At 64.7% G+C, this 23,102-nt stretch carries 22 protein-coding genes, 2 tRNA genes and 1 pseudogene; 9 read left to right on the top strand and 16 right to left on the bottom strand.

Annotation, left to right across the window (positions count from 1 at the left end; all coding sequences use genetic code 11):
- The first annotated feature begins 28 nt into the window (after positions 1 to 28).
- From ACELLULO517_RS07995 to ygfZ, 4 genes are read left to right on the top strand one after another with little or no spacing between them, the layout of a single operon-like run.
- Positions 29 to 1,501: a leucyl aminopeptidase gene (locus ACELLULO517_RS07995; RefSeq protein WP_227306770.1), complete on the top strand. Its 1,473-nt coding sequence runs from the start codon at positions 29 to 31 to the stop codon at positions 1,499 to 1,501.
- Positions 1,502 to 1,537: 36 nt separating this feature from the next.
- Positions 1,538 to 2,995: a leucyl aminopeptidase family protein gene (locus ACELLULO517_RS07990; RefSeq protein ID WP_227306769.1), complete on the top strand. Its 1,458-nt coding sequence runs from the start codon at positions 1,538 to 1,540 to the stop codon at positions 2,993 to 2,995.
- A gap of 21 nt (positions 2,996 to 3,016) precedes the next feature.
- Positions 3,017 to 3,466 carry a DNA polymerase III subunit chi gene (locus tag ACELLULO517_RS07985; RefSeq protein WP_227306768.1) on the top strand — a complete coding sequence of 150 codons (450 nt, stop codon included), beginning with the start codon at positions 3,017 to 3,019 and terminating at the stop codon, positions 3,464 to 3,466.
- Positions 3,448 to 4,296 carry a CAF17-like 4Fe-4S cluster assembly/insertion protein YgfZ gene (gene ygfZ / locus ACELLULO517_RS07980; protein WP_227306767.1) on the top strand — a complete coding sequence of 283 codons (849 nt, stop codon included), beginning with the start codon at positions 3,448 to 3,450 and terminating at the stop codon, positions 4,294 to 4,296. Before ACELLULO517_RS07985 ends, ygfZ begins: the two co-directional genes overlap by 19 nt.
- 12 nt (positions 4,297 to 4,308) lie before the next feature.
- On the opposite strand, the gene ACELLULO517_RS07975 is transcribed toward ygfZ, so the two are convergent.
- Both ACELLULO517_RS07975 and ACELLULO517_RS07970 read right to left on the bottom strand, forming a co-directional pair.
- Positions 4,309 to 4,863 carry a hypothetical protein gene (locus ACELLULO517_RS07975; protein ID WP_227306766.1) on the bottom strand — a complete coding sequence of 185 codons (555 nt, stop codon included), beginning with the start codon at positions 4,861 to 4,863 and terminating at the stop codon, positions 4,309 to 4,311.
- Positions 4,864 to 4,884: 21 nt separating this feature from the next.
- Complete coding sequence (locus ACELLULO517_RS07970) at positions 4,885 to 5,070, bottom strand: entericidin A/B family lipoprotein (protein ID WP_227306765.1); 186 nt, start codon at positions 5,068 to 5,070, stop codon at positions 4,885 to 4,887.
- Between the two features lie 175 nt (positions 5,071 to 5,245).
- On the opposite strand from ACELLULO517_RS07970, the gene ACELLULO517_RS07965 reads away from it, so the two are divergent.
- Positions 5,246 to 5,530 carry a hypothetical protein gene (locus ACELLULO517_RS07965; protein WP_227306764.1) on the top strand — a complete coding sequence of 95 codons (285 nt, stop codon included), beginning with the start codon at positions 5,246 to 5,248 and terminating at the stop codon, positions 5,528 to 5,530.
- A gap of 78 nt (positions 5,531 to 5,608) precedes the next feature.
- Here ACELLULO517_RS07965 and lpdA read toward each other — a convergent pair whose 3' ends face one another.
- The 12 genes and pseudogenes from lpdA to rfbB all read right to left on the bottom strand — a co-directional run bounded on the left by lpdA (position 5,609) and on the right by rfbB (position 18,847).
- Complete coding sequence (gene lpdA / locus ACELLULO517_RS07960; protein ID WP_227306763.1) at positions 5,609 to 7,000, bottom strand: dihydrolipoyl dehydrogenase; 1,392 nt, start codon at positions 6,998 to 7,000, stop codon at positions 5,609 to 5,611.
- 136 nt (positions 7,001 to 7,136) lie between these two features.
- Positions 7,137 to 8,345, bottom strand: a complete 1,209-nt coding sequence (odhB, locus tag ACELLULO517_RS07955) for a 2-oxoglutarate dehydrogenase complex dihydrolipoyllysine-residue succinyltransferase (protein WP_227306930.1) — start codon at positions 8,343 to 8,345, stop codon at positions 7,137 to 7,139.
- Between the two features lie 114 nt (positions 8,346 to 8,459).
- A pseudogene (locus ACELLULO517_RS28880) lies at positions 8,460 to 8,675 on the bottom strand (biotin/lipoyl-containing protein); the annotation flags it as partial.
- 41 nt (positions 8,676 to 8,716) lie between these two features.
- Complete coding sequence (locus tag ACELLULO517_RS07945; RefSeq protein ID WP_227306762.1) at positions 8,717 to 11,641, bottom strand: 2-oxoglutarate dehydrogenase E1 component; 2,925 nt, start codon at positions 11,639 to 11,641, stop codon at positions 8,717 to 8,719.
- A gap of 198 nt (positions 11,642 to 11,839) precedes the next feature.
- Positions 11,840 to 12,715, bottom strand: coding sequence for a succinate--CoA ligase subunit alpha (sucD, locus tag ACELLULO517_RS07940; protein WP_227306761.1), 876 nt, complete (start codon positions 12,713 to 12,715; stop codon positions 11,840 to 11,842).
- 1 nt (position 12,716) lies between these two features.
- The gene (gene sucC, locus ACELLULO517_RS07935; RefSeq protein ID WP_227306760.1) at positions 12,717 to 13,913 is read right to left on the bottom strand and encodes an ADP-forming succinate--CoA ligase subunit beta; all 1,197 of its coding nucleotides are present in this window, start codon (positions 13,911 to 13,913) and stop codon (positions 12,717 to 12,719) included.
- Between the two features lie 5 nt (positions 13,914 to 13,918).
- Positions 13,919 to 14,194 carry a hypothetical protein gene (locus ACELLULO517_RS07930; protein ID WP_227306759.1) on the bottom strand — a complete coding sequence of 92 codons (276 nt, stop codon included), beginning with the start codon at positions 14,192 to 14,194 and terminating at the stop codon, positions 13,919 to 13,921.
- Between the two features lie 204 nt (positions 14,195 to 14,398).
- Positions 14,399 to 15,343, bottom strand: coding sequence for a glycosyltransferase (locus ACELLULO517_RS07925; RefSeq protein ID WP_227306758.1), 945 nt, complete (start codon positions 15,341 to 15,343; stop codon positions 14,399 to 14,401).
- 8 nt (positions 15,344 to 15,351) lie between these two features.
- A complete protein-coding gene (gene rfbD / locus ACELLULO517_RS07920; protein ID WP_227306757.1) occupies positions 15,352 to 16,251 on the bottom strand; it encodes a dTDP-4-dehydrorhamnose reductase in 900 nt (299 codons plus the stop codon).
- Between the two features lie 11 nt (positions 16,252 to 16,262).
- A complete protein-coding gene (rfbC, locus tag ACELLULO517_RS07915) occupies positions 16,263 to 16,829 on the bottom strand; it encodes a dTDP-4-dehydrorhamnose 3,5-epimerase (protein ID WP_227306756.1) in 567 nt (188 codons plus the stop codon).
- A gap of 26 nt (positions 16,830 to 16,855) precedes the next feature.
- A complete protein-coding gene (gene rfbA / locus ACELLULO517_RS07910) occupies positions 16,856 to 17,728 on the bottom strand; it encodes a glucose-1-phosphate thymidylyltransferase RfbA (protein WP_227306755.1) in 873 nt (290 codons plus the stop codon).
- 63 nt (positions 17,729 to 17,791) lie between these two features.
- Complete coding sequence (gene rfbB, locus ACELLULO517_RS07905) at positions 17,792 to 18,847, bottom strand: dTDP-glucose 4,6-dehydratase (RefSeq protein WP_227306754.1); 1,056 nt, start codon at positions 18,845 to 18,847, stop codon at positions 17,792 to 17,794.
- 338 nt (positions 18,848 to 19,185) lie between these two features.
- On the opposite strand from rfbB, the gene ykgO reads away from it, so the two are divergent.
- Entirely contained in the window at positions 19,186 to 19,311 is a 126-nt protein-coding gene (gene ykgO, locus ACELLULO517_RS07900) for a type B 50S ribosomal protein L36 (RefSeq protein WP_227306753.1), read from the top strand.
- A 148-nt stretch (positions 19,312 to 19,459) separates the two neighbouring features.
- Here ykgO and ACELLULO517_RS07895 read toward each other — a convergent pair whose 3' ends face one another.
- Positions 19,460 to 20,749 carry an adenylosuccinate synthase gene (locus tag ACELLULO517_RS07895; RefSeq protein WP_227306752.1) on the bottom strand — a complete coding sequence of 430 codons (1,290 nt, stop codon included), beginning with the start codon at positions 20,747 to 20,749 and terminating at the stop codon, positions 19,460 to 19,462.
- 31 nt (positions 20,750 to 20,780) lie between these two features.
- Entirely contained in the window at positions 20,781 to 21,929 is a 1,149-nt protein-coding gene (locus tag ACELLULO517_RS07890; RefSeq protein WP_227306751.1) for an ATP phosphoribosyltransferase regulatory subunit, read from the bottom strand.
- 169 nt (positions 21,930 to 22,098) lie between these two features.
- Here ACELLULO517_RS07890 and ACELLULO517_RS07885 point away from each other — a divergent pair, with 169 nt between their 5' ends.
- The 3 genes from ACELLULO517_RS07885 to ACELLULO517_RS07875 all read left to right on the top strand — a co-directional run bounded on the left by ACELLULO517_RS07885 (position 22,099) and on the right by ACELLULO517_RS07875 (position 23,044).
- A complete protein-coding gene (locus ACELLULO517_RS07885) occupies positions 22,099 to 22,776 on the top strand; it encodes a hypothetical protein (RefSeq protein ID WP_227306750.1) in 678 nt (225 codons plus the stop codon).
- Positions 22,777 to 22,869: 93 nt separating this feature from the next.
- Positions 22,870 to 22,966 (top strand) — tRNA-Ala (locus ACELLULO517_RS07880).
- 10 nt (positions 22,967 to 22,976) lie between these two features.
- A tRNA-Met gene (locus tag ACELLULO517_RS07875) sits at positions 22,977 to 23,044 on the top strand.
- Positions 23,045 to 23,102 lie beyond the last annotated feature (58 nt).

Here is a 23,102-nt window from a genome sequence, read left to right as displayed (position 1 = left end):
GCGGCTGTGGCAGTTCAAGGATCCGTTCATGCTCGACGTCGCCTTCTCCAAGCTTGCTGCGCCCAAGACCGGCGCGGTTGTCCTGTTGCTGGCCGAGGATGAGCAGCTGTCCGGCTTGGCGGCGGGGTTGAACGAGGCATCGGGTGGCGCCGTCGCGCGGGCTTTGGAAGTGGCAGGGTTCAAGGGCCAAAAGGGCAAGACCGCGCTTCTGCTGGCTCCCGTCGCCGGGCTGACGCGCGTGCTGGCTTATGGTCTCGGCAAGCGTATGGAGCTGACGACCTCCGTTCTGGAGGAAGCCGGCGGCTGCATCGCTGCGACGCTTGCGGCCGAAACCCAGGCCACCATCATCGCCGAAGGCATCGGCGGTGCGGAGGCCGCCCATATCGCCTATGGCGCCGTGCTGCGCAGCTATCGCTTCGATCTTTACCGCACCAAGGAGAAGCTGGAGGACAAGCCGAAGCTCGCCGGTATCGCGGTGCTGCTGGCCGACGCAACGAAAGCCCGCGCTGCTTTCGTACCGCTGAAGGCCGTGGCGGAAGGTATTTTCCTGACCCGCGATCTGGTGACCGAGCCCGCGAATATCCTGACCCCGGCTGTCATGGCGGAGCGCTGCAAGGAGCTGACGAAGCTCGGCGTGAAGGTCGAGATTCTGGGACCGAAGGAGATGACGAAACTCGGTTTCGGCGCGTTGATGGGCGTCGCCCAGGGCAGCGTGCAGGAGCCGCGCATGGTCGTGATGCAATGGAATGGCGCCGGCACACGCCGCGCGCGCAAGCCGCTGGTCTTCGTCGGCAAGGGTGTCACCTTCGATAGCGGCGGCATTTCCATCAAACCCGCTGCCGGCATGGAAGACATGAAGTGGGACATGGCCGGCGCTGGCGCCGTCATCGGTCTGATGGCCGCCCTTGCGGGTCGCAAGGCCAAAGCCGATGTCGTGGGCATCGTCGGCCTCGTGGAGAATATGATCTCCGGCAACGCGCAGCGTCCGGGCGATGTCGTCACCAGCTATTCCGGTCAGACGATCGAGGTGCTGAATACCGATGCTGAAGGCCGCCTCGTGCTTGCTGACGTGCTCTGGTACGCGCAGGAGAAATTCGATCCGGCCTTCATGGTGAACCTCGCCACGCTGACGGGCGCCATCATCGTGGCCCTCGGCCAGGAACATGGCGGGCTTTTCAGCAATGACGACGAGCTGTCGCAGAAGCTGCTCGCCGCCGGCACCGAGACGGGCGAGAAGCTGTGGCGCATGCCCCTGGGTGACGCCTATGACCGCGCCATCAAGTCCGATATCGCGGATATGAAGAATATCGGCGGCCGTTACGGCAGCGCCATCATCGCGGCCCAGTTCATCCAGCGCTTCGTCAACGGCAAGCCCTGGGCGCATCTCGATATCGCGGGCATGGCCTGGTCCGGCAAGGATACGGCGATCACCCCCAAGGGGGCGACGGCTTACGGCGTGCGCCTGCTCGATCAACTCGTCCGCGCGCATTACGAGAGCTGAGCGCAGCCTGTGACTTCGACGAAAGACTGACCGCTGATGCTGCCTCCCCAGCCGGCCCTATCCCTGATCGGTTCGGCCGAACTCGCGCCGCAGACCACACTGGTTATCCCCGTAATCGGGGGTGCGATTCCGGCGGATGTCGCGGCGGCGGCCGCTGCCGGTGGCTTCACCGGGGCTAAGGGCGACACCCTGCGGCTGCATGCGCCGAGCCCCGATCATGCCGGTCGCTCGGTTCTGCTGCTGGGGCTTGGCAAGGGCGGGGAGGCTAAGGCCGAGGCAGCGGGTGCCGCTGCCGCGGCGGCTCTTGGGTCCCTGCGTCATATCGCGATCGACGGCCGTGCTCTGCCTCGCGGTCTGTCGGTCCCCTTGGCCTTGGGCGCGGCGCTGCGCGCCTGGCGGATGCCGCAATACCGCCAGGGCGAAATGCCGGACGATATCTGCCGCATCGACCGTATCGACCTGGTGGTCGAAGACCCCGAGCGGCTGGGACGGCGTTTCGAGGAAGCGCAGATCACGGTCGAAGCCGTCTGCTTCGCCAAAACGCTCACCGCCGAGCCCTCCAACATCCTGACGCCGGCCGCTTTCATCAAGCGCCTGAGCAAGCTGGAGAAGGTCGGCATTGCGGTGGAGGTTATCGAGGGCAAGGCTTTGGCAAGGGAAGGGCTGAACCTGCTCGCGGCGGTCGGCCGCGGTTCCGCCAATCCGCCGGCGCTCGTCATTCTGCGCTGGCCCGGCACGCTGGATGCGCCGCCCGTCACCTTCGTGGGCAAAGGCATCACCTTCGATACCGGCGGCATCTCCATCAAATCGGCCGATCATATGTGGGATATGCGGGGCGATATGGGTGGGGCTGCCGTCTGTGCGGGGGCCATGCTCGCCCTTGCGCGCCGCAAGACACCGGCGCCGGTCTCAGCCGTATTGGCGCTGGCCGAGAACATGGTCAGCGGCGAGGCCTATCGCCCTGGCGATGTCGTGCAAAGCCATAGCGGTCTGACGGTCGAGATCATCGATACGGATGCCGAGGGCAGGCTGGTTCTGGCGGACGCGCTGTCCTATGCCCTGGCCCATCTCAAACCGCGGGCCATCGTCGATGTCGCGACCCTGACCTATGCCGTCGGCGCGGCGCTCGGCCAGGAGATGGCGGGCGTTTATGCCAATGACACCGTGCTGGCGGCCAATCTGGCGGCGGCCGGGGAAAAGGTCTCGGAACGCCTATGGCGTCTGCCGATGACGGATCGGGACCGCGATGCGCTAGCCTCCGACATCGCCGATATCAAGCAATGCCTGGCGGGCAAGCTGGTGCCGGATGCTAGTCTGGCGGCCGCCTTCCTCAGCCGCTTCGTCGGCGACACGCCCTGGGCGCATATCGATATCGGCGGTACCGATGCGCGGGAGGAGGCGGATGAGCGCTATCCCGCCGGCCCCACCGCTTTCGGCCTAAGGCTGCTCGATCAGCTGATCGCGCTGCGCTACGAAGACCCGGATCACCCTTGAGGCTGGACGGAGGCTGAAACCATGGCCGAGATCGGCTTCTACCATCTGACCCGCACCACCACGCAGGACGCGCTGCCGGCCCTGCTGGGACGGACGCTCTCGGCCGGGCAACGCGCGGTGATCCTGTGCGGCAGCGAGGACCGTCTCGCGGCCCTCGATACGGCGCTGTGGCAATGCCAGAACCCAGACTGGCTGCCGCATGGCTCGGCCGCCACAGGCTATGCCGCCCAACAGCCGATCTGGCTGACGCTGCAGGATGAGGAGGCACCGAACGGCGCGCGTTTCCTATTCCTCATTGATGGCATGTCGAGCGCGCGGCTGGACAATGTCGACCGCGCCTTCGATCTATTCGATGGCAATGATGGAACGGCGGTTGCCGCCGCCCGCCAGCGCTGGGTCTCGGCCAAGGCCGGCGGCCACACGCTCAGCTATTGGCAGCAGGGACCTCAGGGATGGGAGCGCAAGCAGTGACCCGGATCGCGACACTGGACCATCGGGCCGTTATCGCCGTCGAAGGCGAGGATCGCGTTTCCTTTCTTCAGGGACTGGTGAGCCAGGATGTGGCCCTGGCCGAACCCGGCCGCGCGCTGTGGTCCGCGCTGCTGACGCCGCAGGGCAAATGGCTTGCGGAATTCTTCATCATCGCCGAAGGCGAGCGGCTGTTGCTGGATGTCGAGGCGGATCAGCGCGAGGACCTCATCAAGCGGCTGTCGCGGTTTCGGTTGCGCGCCAAGGTTAAGGTCGCGGCTGACGACTATGCGGTGCAAGTTGCCTGGGATGGGCCGGCGCCCGATGTGACGGATGGTCTGGTGGCTGTAGATGCGCGCTTGCCCGAGGCCGGGTTTCGCATCCTCAGCCGCGCTGGGCTGCCCGCGAATGCGACGCTCGCGGAATGGGACGCGCATCGGCTCGCCCTCGGCCTGCCGGACGGCGTGCGGGATCTGGAGCGCGAGAAGACGGTTCTGCTGGAAGCCGGGTTCGACGAGCTTGGCGGCATTTCCTGGACCAAGGGTTGTTACATGGGCCAGGAGCTGACGGCCCGCACGCGCTATCGTGGCTTGCTGAAGCGCCGTCTGGTGCCGGTCGGGATCGAAGGTCCGGCGCCCGCGCCGGGCACCATCATCCTGACGGCGGAGGGGCGCGATGTCGGCACCATGCGCTCATCCGAGGGCGCGCTCGGCCTCGCCGTTCTGCGGCTCGATGTGCTGGGCGGCGCGGTCACGCTGATCGCGGGCGAGGCCCGTCTGGTGCCGAAGGTCCCGGCCTGGATGAAACTGCCCGAGCCGGCTTCGGCGGTCTGACCAGGATCTGCTCTAACCAGAAAAATTAACGTCGTCGAGCACACTGTCGGCGCGCGTCGTCACGGCGTTCAGGCTCGCATTATAGGGAATATTGCCCAGCCGGTCGGCGACCTGATCGGGCGGGATGGTGAAGATGGGGGAGGCCAGCAGGTGCTGCACGGCCGCCTGGTCATTCGCCTGATAGGCTTGTCCGAGTGCCAGCATGGTGTTGAGCACGGCCTGCGCCGGAGCGGTCGGGCTGATGCCGACCTGTGCCCGCATCTTGGTGCGCCAATCCAGCATCTGCAGCCGCGTCAGCGAATCCATATCGATCCAGCGCGGGCTGCTGTTCAGCTCCCCGCCCAGATAATCGAGCGCGGCGATCGCGGTCGCAGCCTTGCCGGGATTGCCGGTAATGGCGTGGGCGAAGTCGAAGGCCGCGATATCCAGCGCGCGGATATCGATATCGCCATTGGTACCGAGCGCACCGGCCGGCATCACCGCCGTGTCGGGCGGCAGATCCCTATGCAGGCAGCCGGCGAGCGCCAGAAGGCTGACAGCAGCGAAGGTCGCCAGTCGCTTGCGCATAGGGGCTCTCAGCCTTGGAGGTTAAAGGTGGTTTTCGACCGAATTCGCGGCATGGCTGACGGCATGGCCGGTATTGGAGACATCCTGCCCGGCGCCCGAAATTGTATTGCATCCCGCGAGGGTCAGCACGACCGCGGCGGCCAGCGCCATCAGCAGCAGATAGCGCGGCAGGATCGGGGTCGGGATGGCGGCAGTCCTGGTCTTCACGTTACTCTCCTCATGGGCAGCCCGTTGGTCCGGTCAGATGGTCAGCGGCAGGGTAGAGCATTTCACATTGAAGGGAGCAGACCTGCAATAAGCTGGCAGGTCTCTAACAAAGACGGGATCATGTCACCACATGTATCCCGATGAAACAAATCGGATGAAAAAGGAGACGCCCCCGATGCGCATTTCGAATCCGAAAATTGTCTCAAGTGCCATCACGCTGACACCGGCGGATGCCGATGCATCGATGGCCGGCCGCCGCAAGGAACTGGCGGCGCTGATCCAGGCAGCCCTGAAGGTGGGGTCCGATCTTCCGTCGCGTGAAGCCGGGCGCCGGGCCTTTGCCGAATTCATGAAGCTGGTGCCAGGCGTGCAGCCGGCCAATGCCATTGCCGTCGCGGCGTCGGGTCAGGTGTTGTTCACCGGGGCCAAGCGCAAGAAGATGCGCGGCGCCATTCTGTAACGCTGTTATGGATAATTGAATGCAAAAGGGGCGGCCGGACATTGTCCAGCCGCCCCTTTGCGTTATCTGGCCTGGCGATCAGATATGGATCGCGCGACCTTCGACGGCCAAAGCGGCTTCCTTTACCGCCTCGCTCAGCGTCGGATGGGCGTGACAGATGCGAGCGACGTCTTCGGACGAAGCGCCGAATTCGATCGCCGTCACCAGTTCCGCGATCAAACCGCCCGCATCCGCCCCGATGATCTGGGCGCCGAGCAGACGGTCGCTGGTCTTCTCCGCCAAAATCTTCACGTAGCCGTCCGTCATGCCGATGGCCCGCGCGCGGCCGTTCGCCGAGAAGGGGAATTTGCCGATCGTATAGGCGACGCCGGCTGACTTCAGCTCGGCCTCGGTCTTGCCGACCGCCGAAACCTCGGGCCAGGTGTAGATGACCGAGGGGATGGCGTCGTAATTCACATGGCCCGCCTGGCCGGCCAGGATTTCGGCGACGGCCATGCCCTCATCCTCGGCCTTATGCGCCAGCATCGGGCCCACGCGCACATCGCCGATGGCAAAGATGCCGGGGACATTGGTCGCGAAATGCGCGTCCGTCGCCACCCGTCCGCGCTCATCCAGCGCGACACCGGCATCGGCAAGGCCCAGACCGTCCACGAAGACGCGGCGGCCGATGGCGAGCAGCACGATATCGGCGTCCAAGGTCGTCGCTTCGCCACCTTTGGCGGGCTCCACCGTCAGCGTCACGCCCTTATCCGTCGTCTCCGCCTTGGTGACCTTGGACCCGAGCTTGAACGAAAGACCCTGCTTTTCCAGGATGCGCTGGAAGTCCTTCGCGACATCGGCGTCCAGCGTCGGCACGATCCGGTCGAGGAATTCGATGACCGTGACCTCCGCACCCAGGCGGCTCCAGACGCTGCCGAGTTCCAGGCCGATGACGCCGGCGCCGATGACGACCATGTGCTTCGGCACGGCCGAGAGTTCCAGCGCGCCGGTGGAGGTCACGATGCGCGTCTCATCCACCGCCACACCCGGCAGGGGCGTGCTTTCGCTGCCCGTCGCGATGACGATGGATTTCGTCGCGTATTCGGTGCCGGAGACGGAAACGCGGCCGGCACCGAGGATTTTACCCTCGCCCTTCAGCCAGGTCACCTTGTTCTTGCGAAACAGGAACTCGACGCCCTTGGTATTGGCCTGAACGACTTCCAGCTTGCGTGCCATCATCCGTTCCAGATCCAGCTTCACGCTGTCGATCAGGATGCCGTGGTCCGCGAAGCTATGAGCGGCTTCATGGAAATTCTCGGAGGATTGCAGCAGCGCCTTGGACGGGATGCAGCCGATATTGAGGCAGGTGCCGCCCAGGGTCTCGCGCTTTTCGACGCAGGCGACCTTCAGGCCAAGCTGGGCCGCGCGAATGGCGCAGACATAGCCGCCGGGGCCGGAGCCGATGACGATCAGGTCGAAGGCGTCGCTCATGTTCTCTCTCCAAACACCCCTCGTCATGCGCGGGCTTGTCCCGCGCGACTACCCGCAGGGCCGCCAAGACACGCAAATGCGCCGAGGGTTAAACCCGCGGGACAGGCCCGCGGGCGACTGCGTTAAGCTATAACCCTCAGAGACCGAGCAGCAGACGGCGCGGGTCTTCGATGTTTTCCTTGACGCGCACCAGGAAGGAAACAGCCTCCTTCCCGTCGACGATGCGGTGATCATAGCTCAGCGCCAGATACATCATCGGCCGGATCTCGACCTTGCCGGCGATCGCGACCGGACGGTCCTGGATCTTGTGCATGCCCAGAATGGCGGATTGCGGCGGGTTGAGGATCGGCGTCGACATCAGCGAACCGTAGACGCCGCCATTGGTGATGCTGAAGCTGCCGCCGGACAATTCGTCCAGCTTCAGCTGGCCGTCGCGCGCGCGCTTGCCGAAGCTGGAGATGGCCCCTTCGATTTCGGCGAAGCCCATCTGGTCGGCGTCGCGCAGGACCGGCACCACAAGGCCGTTCGCGCCGCCCACGGCTATGCCCATATGGACATAGTTCTTGTAGACGATGTCATCGCCGTCGATCTCGGCATTGACGGCCGGGAATTCCTTCAGCCCGGCGACGCAGGCACGCACGAAGAAGGACATGAAGCCCAGGCGGACGCCGTTGTTCTTCTTCTCGAACGCGTCCTTGTAGCTGGCCCGCAGCGCCATGGCCGCCGACATATCCACCTCATTGAAGGTGGTCAGCATGGCCGCGGTGTTCTGCGCTTCCTTCAGCCGGTTGGCGATGGTCTTGCGCAGGCGCGTCATCTTCACGCGTTCGTCGCGCGGCTCGTCCACGCGCGTGGATTTCGGCGCGGCAGCAGCGGCTTTGGCGGGCGCGGGCTTCGCCAGGAAGTCGAGCACATCGCCCTTGGTGATACGGCCGTCCTTGCCGGAACCGGCACCGACGTCGCTCGCTGCCACACCGGCCTCGGCCATGCGCTTGGCGGCACTCGGGAAGGCGGCGGCAGCCGGCGTCGCCGGACGCGCGACCGGGCCGGAGGCCGGCGGCGGCGGATTGATACCGGCGTCAGGCTTGGCGGCCGGTTTCGCAGCGGCAGCACCGCCGGCACCGGTCGTGATGGCGCCGAGCACGGCACCGACATCGACTTCGCCGCCGTCCTGAACCAGGATCTTGCCGAGCGTGCCGGCGGCCGGCGCATTGACTTCGACCGAGACCTTGTCGGTTTCGAGTTCCAGCAGCGCCTCGTCGGCGGCGACGGCGTCGCCCTCTTTCTTCAGCCAGCGCGAGACGGTGGCCGTCGTGACGCTTTCGCCCAGCGTCGGCACGACGATATCGACCGAACCGCCCTTGGCCGCAGGCTCAGCCGCTGCCGGCGCGGCGGCGGGGGTCGCCTTGGGTGCGGCGGGCGCCTTGGCAGCGCCGCCGGCTTCCGAAATCTCACCCAGGACCGCGCCGACATCGACCTCAGCGCCGTCCTTCTGCAGGACGGCACTCAGCACGCCGGCAGCGGGGGCATTGACCTCCACCGTGACCTTATCGGTCTCCAGCTCGACCAAGGCTTCATCCGCAGCCACGGTCTCGCCCTCCTGCTTGAGCCAGCGGGCAATGGTGGCGGTGGTCACGCTTTCGCCTAGCGTCGGAACCTTAATCTCGGTCGGCATCGTCGCTCCTGATCGGACTGACAGAACTCAGCGTTCGTCTGTTATTGCAGGGCGGCGGCAACCAGCGCCGCCTGCTGTAGGGCATGGACTTTCGCGGAACCGGTCGCCGGGCTTGCCGCTTCCTCGCGGCCGACATAACGCGGCCGCTTGCTGGGTGCGTCAATCGCCACCAGCACACGTTCCAGCCGGCGATCGACGAAGGTCCAGGCACCGCTATTCTCGGGCTCTTCCTGGCACCAGACGACCTCGGCATTCGGATAGGTCTGCAGCAGCGTGCGCAGGCCCATGGCGGGGAAGGGATAGATCTGTTCCAGCCGGACCAGCGCGACATCGTCGATGGCGCGCTCCCGGCGGGCGGCCAGAAGATCGTAATAGACTTTGCCGGTGCTGATCACGACGCGGCGAACACGGTCGTTCGCGGCCAGGGTATCGACCTCGCCGATGACCTTGCGGAAGCTCGTGCCCTCAGCCATCTCGCTGAGCGGGGAGACGGCCAGCTTGTGCCGCAGCAGGCTCTTCGGCGTCATGATGACCAGCGGCTTGCGGTAGTTCCGCTTCATCTGCCGGCGCAGCGCATGGTAGTAATTTCCTGGCGTCGTGATGTTGCAGACCTGCATGTTGTTCTCGGCGCAGAGCTGCAGATAGCGTTCCAGACGCGCGGATGAATGCTCCGGACCCTGGCCTTCCTGGCCATGCGGCAGCAGCAGCGTCAGGCCCGACATGCGCAGCCATTTCGTTTCGCCGCTGGCGATGAACTGGTCGATCACCGCCTGGGCGCCGTTCGCGAAGTCGCCGAACTGGGCTTCCCACAGCACCAGCGTGCGCGGATCGGCGACGCTATAGCCATATTCGAAGCCGAGCACGCCGACTTCGGACAGAAGCGAGTTATAGACTTCGATCTTGGTCTGACCGTCGCGGATATTGTTCAGCGGCGTGTATTCGTTCTGATTGACCTGATCGATCAGCACCGCGTGGCGCTGGCTGAAGGTGCCGCGCTGGCAATCCTCGCCCGACAGGCGCACGCGATGGCCGTCCAGCAGCAGCGTGCCGTAGGCCAAAGCCTCGCCGGTCGCCCAGTCGATGCCTTCGCCGCTTTCGATGGCGACCTTCTTGGCCTCCAGCTGGCGGGCGATCTTCGGATTGACGTAGAAATCGGCCGGCACGCGGGAGATGGCGGCGCCGACCTCACGCAGCGTGTCGAGCGCGACACCCGTCGTCTCTTCCTGGCGGGTTTCGTCGTCCTCGCCGCGATTGAGGCCGGTCCACTTGCCTTCAAGCCAGTCGGCCTTGTTCGGACGGTAGGACTTGGCGGCCTGGAACGCCTCCTCCAGCGTCGCATTGAACTGGTCCCAGACGCCGCGAGCCTCGGCTTCCGTCATCGTGCCCTCGGCGACCAGCTTCTCGGCATAGAGCGTGCGGGTCGTCTTCAGCTGGTCGATGGCGCGATACATGATCGGCTGGGTGAAGGCCGGTTCGTCGGACTCGTTATGGCCATGGCGGCGATAGCAGACGATGTCGAGCACGGTATCGCAGGCGAATTCCTGGCGGAATTCCGTCACCAGCTGGGACGCGAAGAAGACCGCTTCCGGGTCGTCGCCGTTCACATGCAGGATCGGGGACTGCACGGATTTCGCGACGTCCGTGCAATACAGGCCGGAATAGGCATGGGCCGGAACGGTGGTGAAGCCGATCTGGTTATTGGTGATGACATGCACCGTGCCGCCGGTGCGGTAGCCGATGAGCTGGCTCATCGCCAAGGTCTCGTAAACGATGCCCTGGCCGGCGAAGGCCGCGTCGCCATGCAGCAGGATGCCCATGACGGAGCGGCGGCCGCGCGTGTCGCCCGCTTCATCCTGGCGCGCGCGGACCTTACCGACCACGACCGGGTCGACGACTTCCAGGTGCGACGGATTGGGCTGCAGCGACAGGTGAACGCGGCGGCCCTCGATCTCCAGATCGGTCGAGGTGCCGAGATGGTATTTCACGTCGCCCGAACCCTGGACGTCATCCGGCTTGGAACTGGCGCCGCCGAATTCGCTGAAGACGGCGGTGAAGGGCTTCTTGACGATATTGACGAGCGTGTTCAGGCGGCCACGATGGGCCATGCCGATCGCCATCTCGCTGACGCCGTCACGGGCGGCGGTGCGGATAATGGTGTGCAGGGCCGGAATGGTCGCCTCGCCACCTTCCAGGCCGAAACGCTTGGTGCCGACGAAACGCTTCTGACAAAACATCTCGAAGGCTTCCGCCTCGGTCAGTTCCTGCAGAAGCTGCTTCTTGATGCTGGCGTCGATCTGTCGGCGCCAGGAGGCGTTTTCGATACGGCGCTGCAGCCAATCCTTCTGCGCCATGTCCTGGATATGCATGAACTCGATGCCGATCGAGCCGCAATACGTCTCCTCCAGCACGGCCATGATTTCGCGAATGGTCGCCGTCTCGCGGCCGAGGAGATTGTCGATAAAGATCGGCTTGTCATAGTCGGAAGGCGTGAACCCATAGGTTGCCGGGTCAAGCTCAGGATGATGGCGCGGCTCAGACTGGTGCAGCGGATCGAGCTTCGCGTTCAGATGGCCGCGCACCCGATAGGAGCGGATCAGCATCAGAGCGCGGATGGAATTGATCGTGTCTTCGTGGGCGTGAGCGGCGGCTTCGGCCATGGAGACCGGAACGCCGGGCTGCTGCGCGGCCAAGGGTGCGGGGCTTTGAGCCTTCGCGGCACCATCGGATTTTTTGGCCGGGGCAGGGGGCGGCGGGCCGTCAGCCTCGATCGCCCATTGGCGGGGCGCCCAGGAAGCGCCGGAGGCGTCGGTCAGAACCGATCTCGCCTCGTCATTCAAGGCCTCGAAAAGGATTGCAAAGCTCTGATCGACAGAGGCCGGATCGCGCACCCAACGGGCGTAAAGGTCGGCTATGAAGGCTGCATTCGCACCGTTGAACGCGGTCGCGAGGATATCGACGCCTGGCATGGGGGCTCCGTTCAAAACAGCCCGCCCGATCAGGGCGGGGCCGCCGCTTGATGGCCAAGTCCTATAAGCCGCGGCGCCCTTCAAAAATAGTGTGCACGGCCGGATAAGGAGGCAACCAAGTCAAACGCCTGGGTTGCCTCCCACGCATGGAAATGCCCTGTTGCAGCCTTAATTTGCGCGACAGGACGCGACCTGATCCTAGCCGCCGAGTGCCTTGATCATGGTGCTGCCGAGCGAAGCCGGGCTGTCGGCGACGAAAATGCCGGCTTCCAGCATCGCTTCGGTCTTGGCGGCGGCGGTATCCTTGCCACCGCTGATGACCGCGCCGGCATGGCCCATGCGGCGGCCCGGAGGGGCGGTCGCACCGGCAATGAAACCGACGACCGGCTTCTTCGTGCCGCAGGCCTTGATGTATTCGGCGGCCACGACTTCGCTCTGGCCACCGATTTCGCCGATCATGATCAGCGCTTCGGTTTCATCATCTGCCAGGAACATCTTGACGACGTCGATGAAGTCCAGACCCTTCACCGGGTCGCCGCCGATGCCGACGCAGGTGCTCTGGCCGAGGCCGGCGGCCGTCGTCTGAGCGACCGCCTCATAAGTCAGCGTGCCCGAACGGCTGACGATGCCGATCTTGCCGCGGCGATGGATGTGGCCCGGCATGATGCCGATCTTGCAGGCGTCGGGGGTGATGACGCCGGGGCAGTTCGGGCCGATCAGGATCGACTTCGAATCGAGCAGGGCGCGGCGCACCTTCACCATGTCCAGCACCGGAATGCCTTCGGTGATGCAGACGATCAGCGGCATTTCGGCATCGATCGCTTCCAGGATCGAATCGGCCGCGAAGGGCGGCGGCACATAGATCGCGGTGGCGGTCGCGCCGGTCTTCTCGCGCGCTTCCTTGACGGTGTCGAAGACGGGCAGGTCGATATGGACCGATCCGCCCTTGCCCGGGGTGACGCCGCCGACGACCTTGGTGCCGTAGGCGAGGGCCTGTTCCGAGTGGAAGGTGCCCTGGGCGCCGGTAAAGCCCTGGGTGATGACGCGCGTATTGCTATCGACGAGGATGGCCATGTTATGCGGCTTCCTTAACGGCGCGGACCACCTTTTCGGCGGCATCCGCGAGATTGTCGGCCGCGATGATCGGCAGGCCGGACTTCGCCATGATTTCCTTGCCGAGGGCGACATTCGTGCCTTCGAGGCGAACCACGAGCGGAACGGTGAGGGAGACTTCGCGGGCAGCGGCGATCACGCCTTCGGCGATGACGTCGCAGCGCATGATGCCGCCGAAGATATTCACCAGGATCCCTTCGACGTTCGGGTCGGAGAGGATGATTTTGAAGGCGGCCGTCACGCGTTCCTTCGTGGCGCCGCCACCGACGTCAAGGAAGTTCGCGGGCTCACCGCCATAGAGCTTGATGATGTCCATGGTCGCCATGGCCAGGCCAGCGCCGTTCACCATGCAGCCGATGGTACCGTCGAGGGCGACGTAGGAGAGGCTGTATTTATTCGCCTCAAGCTCCTTCGGATCTTCCTCGGCCTCGTCACGCAGCTCTTCAAGTTCCGGATGACGGAACAGCGCGTTGTCGTCGAAGCTCACCTTGGCGTCGAGCGCCACGACTTCGCCGGCCTTGGTGACGACCAGCGGGTTGATTTCGACGATCGCACAATCGAGCTCGACGAAAGCTTTGTACATCGCCAGCACAAATTTCGTGAACGAGCCAACCTGCTTGCCGGACAGACCCAGGCCGAAGGCGAGGCCGCGGGCATGGAAAGCGGAAATGCCGGTCGCGGGATCAATCGCGACGCGCAGGATCTTTTCCGGGGCGTGCTCGGCGACCTCTTCGATCTCCATGCCGCCTTCGGTCGATGCCATGACCAGGATGCGCGAGGTAGCGCGGTCAACGAGCAGGGACAGATAAAGCTCGCGGGCGATATCGCAGCCGGCTTCGACATAGATGCGATGCACGGTCTTGCCGGCAGGGCCGGTCTGCTTCGTGATCAGCGTATGGCCGAGCATGGCGCTTGCCGCCGCGCGGGTTTCCTCGACCGACTTCGCGAGACGCACGCCGCCCTTGCCGTCGGGATCGTCGGCGAAATGGCCGGCGCCGCGACCGCCGGCATGGATCTGTGACTTGACCACATAGATCGGGCCGGGAAGCTTTTCCGCCGCCGCGACCGCCTCATCAGGGGTCCAGGCCACGTAACCATCGAGCACCGCAACGCCTGCGGCTTTGAGGAGCTCTTTGGCCTGGTATTCATGGATGTTCATGAGGTTCAGCCCACCAGTTGCTTGGATAGTACAATCAAGGAACGCACGGAGCGCGGCCGGCCCACAAAGCCCGGCCGATCCGCATCATCGGTCTTGATGTCAACGACGCGCCGCAACCCGCTTCCCTGCACAAGGGCAAGCCGGACGGCGCGACCGTTAATTAGAAAAGGAGAAAAGCGGCCAGCCGGTGCTTCCGCGCTTTGGCCGCAAAAAATCAGACCCGACGGACCTGGCCCCACACGCGGGTCGATCGCGCCACCGGTCTTGCCGGCGCCGATCATGGCGTTCTCGTTCCGGGGCATCAGGGTCCTTCCACGGAGGTTCGGGAGGCGGACGAATTATGGCCGGCCCATCCGGATAGAGGCCGGCACGAAGATTAATTGGCCTTGTGCTATCTCAGTTGTTGCAGTGCGACAAGCAGGCGGGCCGGGCATTGGTTGGAACAATTCCTGCGGGTCTGCACTGTCCAGATTGCGGGACTGTCATCATCCGATCAGAAACCAGAGCCGAAATAGCGCTGTTTGCAGACGGGCATTGCGTGTGAAGCCCGGAAGCCGCAGCGCCCGCAGTCGCGCGACAGGGCCGCGCCTTAAGCTTTCGGCAATGATTTCAAGCTGCTGGCGCGTGTCAGGGTTGAACGCATCCGCCTCTTTTTGTAGCGCCGCTACATTTTTCCTGAAAACGAGCATAAATGCAGCCGGCCCGCGACGCAGCGCAGCCAGCGCGCGGCGCGGCGCGGATGTCGGCGCACCGACGACATTGGCGGCATGCTGGCGATACAGGATGACGCCCCGTTCATCGCGCAGAAGTCGCCCGCCGGCGGCCGTCACCATCAGATAGCACCACCAGTCGTGCCAGCATTCGCGCGGCGGCGCTGTCGGCGCGATCAGGCCGAGCGCGGCGCGGTTGAGGATGACGGTATTGCCCGTCGCGATATTCTGCGTCAGGCAGGCGGGGAAGCCGGCCGGGCCTGCCAGCGAGGCCGAGAGGCCGATGCGCGTCAGACCGTCATCCACCAGCACCTGACGCGCGCAATACAGGGCTGGCGCAGCTTCGGTGCCCAGCGCCTCCAGGCCCCAGGCGAGCTTCTCGGGCAGCCAGACGTCATCCTGATCTGCGAAGGCGGCTTGGGCAAAACCGGCCGTGTGCGCGGCCCGGAGCAGCGCCATAAAACTGCCGGTGACACCCTGATTGCCCTGGGGGTCCGCGACCTCCGCACAGCGATCCGGGCGGGCCGCGCCCCAGTCCCGCATCAGCGTGGTTGTCCCGTCGCGCGATCCGTCGTCGCGCCACAACAGCACCCAGTCCTCATGCGTCTGGGCAAGAAAGCTGCCGAGCAGCGCCGGCAGATAAGGGGCGCCGTTATAGGTGGACAGCAGAATCGCGACCTTGGCGCGATCCCCTTTGGCCGGCGTCGGCGCGGCCGGCATCGGCGTCGTCAGCCCTGTGGGCCGAGCAGCTGGTCGATCGTGCGGGCCAGGCTGTCGCGCCATTGCGGCAGGCTGACGCCGAAGGTCTGCGCCAGCTTCGTATTATCCAGACGCGAATCGGCCGGACGCCGGGCCGGGGTCGGCCAGTCGGCTGTCGCAATCGGTTCCACCTCGGGGGAGGGGCCATGGTAGCGCTGGGCTTCCGCGAAGGTCGCGACGGCAAGACCATGCCAGGTCGTCTCGCCGCTGCCGGTCGCGTGATAGATGCCGCCGAATGCGGGTTCCCAGCCGCGCGTCTCGATGACGGCGATGATGTCGAGAATGGCGGTCGCCAGATCGGCCGCCGCCGTCGGACTGCCCTTCTGGTCGCCGACCACCCGCAGCTTGGGCAGTTTCGCGCCGGCCGCCAGCATCGTCTTCACAAAGTTCTTGCCGGTCGCGGCATAGACCCAGGCGGTGCGCAGGATGATGGATTTGCCGCCCGAGGCCAGAACCCGCTCCTCACCGTCCCGCTTGGTGCGGCCATAGGCGCCGGTCGGATTGGTGGGGTCGGTTTCCAGATAAGGCGCGCCCTTGGATCCATCGAAGACATAATCGGTGGAGATATGGATGAAGGGAATATCGGCGAGGGCGGACAATTCCGCCAGCAGGCCAGGACCGTCACGATTGGCACGCTCCGCACCTGCCTCATCCGCTTCCGCCGCGTCGACCGCCGTATAGGCAGCGGCATTCACGACATAGGCCCAAGGCTGGCTGGCGAAGACAGCGCGCAGGGTCTCAGGCTGGTCGAAATCGAATTCGGGCCGGCCAAGGACCTGGACCTCCATGTCGCGACCGGGGGCCAGGACCTTTAGCGCTTGCGCGACCTGGCCGCTGCCGCCGGTGACCAGAATGGGGCCGATCGCCATGGCGCTTTTCCTCAGGCAGGATAGGTGAACAGCGTGCCGGCATCCGCCAGACGCGGCAGCAGCTTGTCCTTGTCGGACAGCACCACCTCGGACGGATCGACAGGCCAGGGCAGAGCGAGATCAGGGTCATTCCAGATGACGCCCGCTTCGCTCGCCTTATCGTAGTCGCCGGTCACCTTGTAGACGACCTCGGTATTGGGTTCGAGCGTGCAGAACCCGTGCACGAAGCCGCCCGGAATCCAAAGCTGCTTCCAGTTATCGGCCGAAAGCTCGGCCGCGACCCATTTGCCGAAGGTGGGAGAGCCGACGCGCGCATCGACCGCCACATCCCAGATCGCGCCACGCACGCAACGCACCAGCTTGCCCTGCATGAAGGGCGAGAGCTGGCAATGCAGACCGCGGATGACGCCCTTCGGAACGGAGAGGCTGTGATTGTCCTGCACGAACTGGCCGTCGATGCCAGTCGCGGCCAGCAGCTTCTTCGCGTTGAAGGTCTCGGAGAAGAAGCCCCGCTCATCCCCGAATTTCGGCGGGGTGATGAGCAGGACTTCGGGGATGTCCATGCGTTCGACGTTCATGGCGCGCGCTCCGTCTCGGTCAGGGCTTAGAAATGGCCGTCGGCGACTTCGGCCAGGAAGCGGCCAAGCTCTGTCTTGCCCAGCAGCTTCGCCTGTGCGCGCAGCTGGTCGGCATCGATGAAGCCCTTGCGGAAGGCGACTTCCTCCGGGCTGCCCACCAGCATGCCCTGGCGGGACTGGATGGTCTGCACGAAGGTCGCGGCCTGCATCAGGCTATCGGTCGTCCCGGCATCGAGCCAGGCGGCACCGCGACCCAGACGCTCGACATGGAGCGAACCTTCCTCAAGGTAGAACTTGTTGAGGTCGGTGATCTCAAGCTCGCCGCGCGGGGAGGGCTGGATCTGCTCGGCGAACTGCGTCACGCGGTTGTCGTAGAAATAGAGGCCCGTGACAGCCCAGTTGGATTGGGGCGTCGTCGGCTTTTCAATGATTTCCAGCGCATGACCGGCTTCATCGAAGCTCACCACGCCATAGCGCTCGGGGTCGCGCACCTGATAGGCGAAGACGGTCGCGCCTTCCGGGCGGGCGGCGGCGGCGCGCAGCAGCACCGAGAGATGCTCGCCGTGAATCAGATTGTCGCCGAGCGCCAGCGCGCAGGCCTCACCGGCCAGCCATTCCTTGGCGATCACGAAGGCCTGGGCGATGCCGTCCGGCTTAGGCTGTTCGGCATAAGTGAACTGGAGGCCGAAGCGGGAGCCGTCGCCCAGCAGACGCTTGAACTGGGGCAGGTCCGCCGGCGTCGAGATCAGCATGATCTCCCGAATGCCGGCCAGCATCAGCGTGGTCAGCGGGTAGTAGATCATCGGCTTGTCGTAGACAGGCAGCAGCTGCTTCGAGGTCGCGAGAGTGATCGGGTGCAGCCGCGTGCCGGAGCCGCCTGCGAGCAGGATGCCTTTCATGGACTATCTCATTCTTCCGTAAAGGTTGTCGGTCAGTCTGTGAAATGACGCGGAAGGCGGCTATCAGGCCGCCGTGCCGAGGCGCTGGCCCTGATAGCGGCCACCGCGGATCTTTTCCCACCAATCCCGGTGCGACAGATACCAGTCGATGGTCTTGGCGAGGCCCTGTTCGAAATCATGCTCGGCCGTCCAGCCGATGGCGGCTTCGGCCGTCGTGGGGTCGATCTCATACCGGAAATCATGGCCCGGACGGTCGGTGACGAACTGGATCAGACGGGAGCGCGGGCCTTCCGGGTCCGGCACGCGGCGGTCAAGCTCGGCGCAGATGGCATGGACCACGTCCAGATTGGTGCGCGGCTGGCGGGCGCCGATGCAATAGGTCTCGCCCGGCTTGCCCTGGATCAGGACCTTCACCAAAGCGACCGCATGATCCTCGACGAACAGCCAGTCACGCATGTTCGACCCGTCGCCGTAGACCGGCAGGGTCTTGCCTTCCAGCGCGTTGAGCGTGACGAGCGGGATCAGCTTCTCGGGGAACTGCCAAATGCCATAGTTGTTCGTCGTGTTGGAGACGAAGGCCGGCAATCCGTAGGTGTGATACCAGGCGCGGACCAGATGGTCGGACGCGGCCTTGGAGGAGGAATAAGGGCTGCGCGGATCGTAAGGCGTATGCTCGTTGAAGGGCGGGTCATTCTCCTCCAGCGCGCCGAAGACTTCGTCGGTCGAGACGTGATGGAAGCGGAAATTTTCGCGCTTCTCACCCGTCAGGGTCGCGTAATAGCCGCGCGTCGCTTCCAGGAGAGAGAAAGTGCCCATGATATTGGTGCGCATGAAATCGCCTGGCCCATCGATCGAGCGGTCGACATGGCTTTCGGCGGCCAGATGCATCACGGCGTCTGGCGCATGCGTCGCAAAGACCTCGCGCATCGCGGCAGGGTCGGCGATGTCGGCACGCACCAGCACATGGCGGGGATCGGTCAGCGCGCCTTCCAGCGCGTCCTCGGAAGCCGCATAGGTCATGACATCGACATTGATCACGGAATGATCCGTGTCGCGGATAATGTGGCGGACGACCGCCGAGCCGATGAAGCCACAGCCACCCGTAATCAGCAGACGCATCGCAATTCCACCTAAAGACTTAAGCTACTCGCTTGCACTGGCATGTTTGCGGCGGCGCGGCAAGCGCTTAACGGAGTCGTTTGCCGTCTCATGCCAACCGCAATCGGAGGCTCCTGCGGATCGATCCAATACATCGATTTAGCCAAATTTCCGAGCATGCAAGGCTCCACCGCCTGTAACGATGAACGGAAGCTGCGCGGATTGATTGACAGCGGCGTTGCCGCTCCTTATGCACCTGCCAAGACGACAGGGCCGGGTGACCGGCCTTCTCTGTGTGTATGTAGAAACTCCAGCCCGGGCCGCGCGCGGTTCCGGCTTGCCAAGATCGGGCTTGAACTATGAAGGTGCGTAACTCCCTCCGTTCCGCGAAGACTCGCGACAAGAATTGCCGCGTTGTTCGCCGCCGTGGCCGCGTCTATGTGATCAACAAGAAAAACCCGCGCATGAAGGCTCGCCAGGGCTAATCAGCGGGTGGGCTGCGCTGAGCAGCCTTGGCTTCTGAACAAAGAATAGGGCGGATGGTGAAAACCATCCGCCCTATTTTTATTCTTGCACAATGCAAACCGCCATCCGCGGCATCAAGCCGCGGATGGCGAAAGAGAAGAGTAACGCTTACCCCTCGAAGGGGTCCTTCATCAGGATGGTGTCGTCACGTTCCGGGCTGGTCGACAGCAGCGTCACCGGGCATTCGACCAGTTCTTCGATGCGGCGGACATATTTGATCGCCTGGGCCGGCAGGTCGGCATAGGACCGCGCACCGCGAGTCGAATCGAGCCAGCCTTCCATGCTCTCGTAGATCGGCTTGGCAGCCGCCTGCGCGCCGGCCGCCGCCGGCAGATGGCGCATCGTCTGGCCGTTGATCTCATAGCCTGTGCAGATCTTCAGCTCGGCGAATCCGTCCAGCACGTCGAGCTTGGTCAGCGCGAGGCCCTGGATGCCGGCGACCTTCACGGCCTGCCGCACCATGGCGGCGTCGAACCAGCCGCAGCGGCGCGGACGGCCCGTCACCGTGCCGAATTCATGCCCGCGCTCACCCAGCAGCTTGCCGGTCTCATCGAACAACTCGGTCGGGAAGGGGCCGGACCCGACTCGCGTCGTATAGGCCTTGGCGATGCCCAGAACCGTGCCGACGACCGAGGGGCCGACACCGGCGCCGGAGGCCGCCGTCGCCGCCACCGTGTTGCTGCTGGTGACGAAGGGGTAGGTGCCGTGATCGACGTCCAGCATCACCGCCTGCGCGCCTTCGAACAGAATGCGCTTGCCGGCACGGCGGGCCTCGTCCAGCCGCTCCCAGACCGGTTCGGCGAAGGGCAGCAGTAGCGGGGCGAGTTCCAGCAGCCGGCCCAGCAGCGCCTGCTTCTCGAAGGGCTCGGCGCCAAGGCCGACCAGAAGCGTATTGTGGTGCAGCAGCAATTCGTCGAGCTTCGCCGAAAGCGTCTCTGGCTCGGCCAGATCGCACAAGCGGATGGCGCGGCGGGCGACCTTATCCTCGTAAGCCGGCCCGATGCCCCGCCCAGTGGTGCCGATCTTGTGCTCGCCACGCGCGGCTTCGCGCGCACGGTCCAATGCGGCATGCAGCGGCAGGATCAGCGGCACATTCTCGGCGATGCGCAGCGTTGCGGGGTTGATCACCAGGCCCTGGCCCTGCAGCCGGGCCATTTCCGTCAGCAGCGCTTCCGGATCCACCACGACGCCATTGCCGATGATGCCGAGCTTGCCGCGGACCAGACCGCTCGGCAGCAGCGACAGCTTGTAGGTCTGGTCTCCGACGACCAGCGTATGGCCGGCATTATGCCCGCCCTGAAAGCGCACAACGATATCGGCGCGGCTGGCAAGCCAGTCGACCACTTTGCCTTTGCCCTCATCGCCCCATTGGGCGCCGATGATCGCAACATTGGCCATGAGCGGGTACTCCGGAATTCTTCTTATAAGGTCAGGAAAGTGGGGCTGCCGCGCCATCTGTCAAAAGATGGCTGCAGAGAAGGCGGCGTGCTTCTGCCGCGATATCGATCACCTCGTCGCCGAGGGCTGCAACGGTGGCATAGCCTTCCGCACGAAAACGGGCCGCAAGCTTGGCGTCCGTCCCGGCGGGCAGATAAAGGCGCGGGCGCAAAGCGGGGGCACGCGCCGCTTCCAGTATGACGTCGGGAAACAGTGTCAGCCCGGTCGCGGGCTCGCGCTCGCCGCTGATATAGCGCCCGCCGCGGCCGAGTTCCTGCTGGTGACCGAGCGCATAGACCGTGACGCAAGGGCCGGTATGGTAGCGGATGCCGCGGAATTCCAGGGGATCGACGGTCAGGCGCAGAGCGGGCGCGCGGGCGCGGATAGCGTCCACGACCGCGGCCAGCCGGTCCGCCAGCACGCGGGCCTCGGCCGGCAAATCGACCTCGCTCAGTGCGGCCAGCGCCGGTGTCGCTTCGCCGGCCGCGAGCAGCAGGCGCGTCAAAGTCGCCGCCATGCTGCCGCCCAAAGCCGTCACGGCCGCGGCGTCCTTACGGTCCAGCGCGTGGGCGAGCAAAGCGCGGCGATCGGGCGGTAAGCCGGCGCTATCCAGCAGCATCGCCGCCATGGTCGGCAAAGTGAGATCGAAGCTGACCTCGGTCAGGCCCAGCACGGCGAGGGCTTCCGCGCCGGCCAGGACGATTTCGGCATCGGCTTCGACCGCGTCCGAGCCGATCAGCTCGATCCCTGCCTGACTGATCTGGCGGTCGGGGGCAAGCTGGCTGCCGCGCACGCGCAGGCAATGCTCGGCATAGGACAGGCGCAGCGGGCGCGGCGACTGGGCCAGACGGGTATTGGCGATACGGGCGACCTGGGGCGTGGTATCGGCGCGCAGGCCCAGCATGCGCTGGCTGTCGGGATCCATCAGTCGAAAGGTCTGTTCCGAGACAGCCGCGCCGGAACCCGCCAGCAGATTATGCTCGAATTCCACCAAGGGCGGGCGGACGCGCTGATAGCCGTGGCCGGCGAAGCAATCCATCATGGCTTCGATGGAGCGCGCCTCGATTTCGGCGTCGGGCGGCAGCAGGTCACGCAGACCGGCCGGAAGTAGCGCGGGGTTGGGTAGAAAATCGTCGGTCAAGATGCGTCTCTCTCAGATCGCATCAGCCGCGAGCCCGTCTTGATCAAGCTCGCCTTGATCAGGGTCGGGGTGATGCCGCAGCGCTATAGCACCGTGGCGTCAGATGACAAAACGGGGACGAATTAATAATCCGTTTACGAAACGAATATCCTATGTGCAAGCTCGGCCCATGCTGTTCGGCACGCCGCTTTTCCTGCTCGGTTTTCTGCCGCTGACTTTGGTCGCTTTCACCGTTGCGGCCAGGATAGCGGGCAGCAGCGCTGCCCTGACTACCCTGCTGGCAGCCAATTTCGTCTTCTATGGGTTCGGCAATCTGGCGGATTGCCTGCTGCTGGCGGCCTCCATCCTCGGCAATTGGTGGGTTTTGCCGAAAGTCGCTCAGCGCCCTTGGTATATCGCGGCGATCCTCAGCAATCTCGCGCTGCTCGGTCTCTTCAAATATGGCGGCCTGATCGCCCGCAGCCTCGGCCTGCCGGTGCCAGCGCTGGCCCTGCCGTTAGGCATCAGTTTTTTTTCGTTTCAGCAGCTAGTATCTAATCAGCCGATATCAAAGACTTACAAAAGCAAAACCGGAGATGGTCCGAGTCGCGTCGAGAGATGTCGGAAGGGGTGGACGAAAATGATGTTCGCTTTATGTTCACGTCATGCTCACCGCCCGCGCCATCGACATGCTCTCCTCGCCATTGGGCCGGTATCGCGGATTTCGCCTGCAATCGTTCTGCTCTGGCGTCGGTCGCCACTCGGGCGATGTCTATGTGCTGGATCTGCCGGATCGGTTGCATGCGATCGAGGTCCAGGAGATCGTGCGGCGGCTGCGCTGCGGGGCGTGCGGAGCGAGGCCGGATAAAGTCGCGCTACGACATCACCTGATCTGCGAGTGGTTGATCGGAGAGGGGTAGGGATTCTCAGCCGCCGTCGATTCTGCTATGAGATGCGAGCTGCGGCGGGTGGTCGAGAGGTTGAAGGCAGGGCCTGCATCCCAGGGTGGCGATCTAGAATAGCACCTCCCTCGTTGGTTCGAATCCAACTCCGCCGCAACAATGACGTAGGGTGGAGCAGTCCGGTAGCTCGTCAGGCTCATAACCTGAAGGTCGGTGGTTCAAATCCACCCCCCCCCTGCAACCGATACGAGGAAGCCGAGAATACTAGACGCCAGTGATAGGGCAACTCGGC

The sequence above is a fragment of the Acidisoma cellulosilyticum genome (assembly GCF_020621385.1).
Taxonomy (GTDB): Bacteria; Pseudomonadota; Alphaproteobacteria; order Acetobacterales; family Acetobacteraceae; genus Acidisoma; species Acidisoma cellulosilyticum.
Note: the sequence above shows the minus strand (reverse complement) of the source record. Positions and strands in the feature narration are given on the sequence as shown.

What these genes read in the sequence shown, in the direction of transcription:
- ACELLULO517_RS07990 (WP_227306769.1), top strand. Translation starts at nt 1,538, where the DNA reads ATGCTGCCTCCCCAGCCGGCCCTATCCCTGATCGGTTCGGCCGAACTC.
- ygfZ (WP_227306767.1), top strand. Translation starts at nt 3,448, where the DNA reads ATGGGAGCGCAAGCAGTGACCCGGATCGCGACACTGGACCATCGGGCC.
- ACELLULO517_RS07975 (WP_227306766.1), bottom strand. Translation starts at nt 4,863, where the DNA reads ATGCGCAAGCGACTGGCGACCTTCGCTGCTGTCAGCCTTCTGGCGCTC.
- rfbC (WP_227306756.1), bottom strand. Translation starts at nt 16,829, where the DNA reads ATGAACGTCGAACGCATGGACATCCCCGAAGTCCTGCTCATCACCCCG.
- rfbB (WP_227306754.1), bottom strand. Translation starts at nt 18,847, where the DNA reads ATGCGTCTGCTGATTACGGGTGGCTGTGGCTTCATCGGCTCGGCGGTC.
- ACELLULO517_RS07945 (WP_227306762.1), bottom strand. Translation starts at nt 11,641, where the DNA reads ATGCCAGGCGTCGATATCCTCGCGACCGCGTTCAACGGTGCGAATGCA.
- ACELLULO517_RS07895 (WP_227306752.1), bottom strand. Translation starts at nt 20,749, where the DNA reads ATGGCCAATGTTGCGATCATCGGCGCCCAATGGGGCGATGAGGGCAAA.
- ACELLULO517_RS07965 (WP_227306764.1), top strand. Translation starts at nt 5,246, where the DNA reads ATGCGCATTTCGAATCCGAAAATTGTCTCAAGTGCCATCACGCTGACA.
- ACELLULO517_RS07885 (WP_227306750.1), top strand. Translation starts at nt 22,099, where the DNA reads ATGCTGTTCGGCACGCCGCTTTTCCTGCTCGGTTTTCTGCCGCTGACT.
- ACELLULO517_RS07995 (WP_227306770.1), top strand. Translation starts at nt 29, where the DNA reads ATGCTCGACGTCGCCTTCTCCAAGCTTGCTGCGCCCAAGACCGGCGCG.
- ACELLULO517_RS07925 (WP_227306758.1), bottom strand. Translation starts at nt 15,343, where the DNA reads ATGCCGGCCGCGCCGACGCCGGCCAAAGGGGATCGCGCCAAGGTCGCG.
- lpdA (WP_227306763.1), bottom strand. Translation starts at nt 7,000, where the DNA reads ATGAGCGACGCCTTCGACCTGATCGTCATCGGCTCCGGCCCCGGCGGC.
- sucC (WP_227306760.1), bottom strand. Translation starts at nt 13,913, where the DNA reads ATGAACATCCATGAATACCAGGCCAAAGAGCTCCTCAAAGCCGCAGGC.
- rfbA (WP_227306755.1), bottom strand. Translation starts at nt 17,728, where the DNA reads ATGAAAGGCATCCTGCTCGCAGGCGGCTCCGGCACGCGGCTGCACCCG.
- ACELLULO517_RS07930 (WP_227306759.1), bottom strand. Translation starts at nt 14,194, where the DNA reads ATGATCGGCGCCGGCAAGACCGGTGGCGCGATCGACCCGCGTGTGGGG.
- sucD (WP_227306761.1), bottom strand. Translation starts at nt 12,715, where the DNA reads ATGGCCATCCTCGTCGATAGCAATACGCGCGTCATCACCCAGGGCTTT.
- rfbD (WP_227306757.1), bottom strand. Translation starts at nt 16,251, where the DNA reads ATGGCGATCGGCCCCATTCTGGTCACCGGCGGCAGCGGCCAGGTCGCG.
- ACELLULO517_RS07985 (WP_227306768.1), top strand. Translation starts at nt 3,017, where the DNA reads ATGGCCGAGATCGGCTTCTACCATCTGACCCGCACCACCACGCAGGAC.
- ykgO (WP_227306753.1), top strand. Translation starts at nt 19,186, where the DNA reads ATGAAGGTGCGTAACTCCCTCCGTTCCGCGAAGACTCGCGACAAGAAT.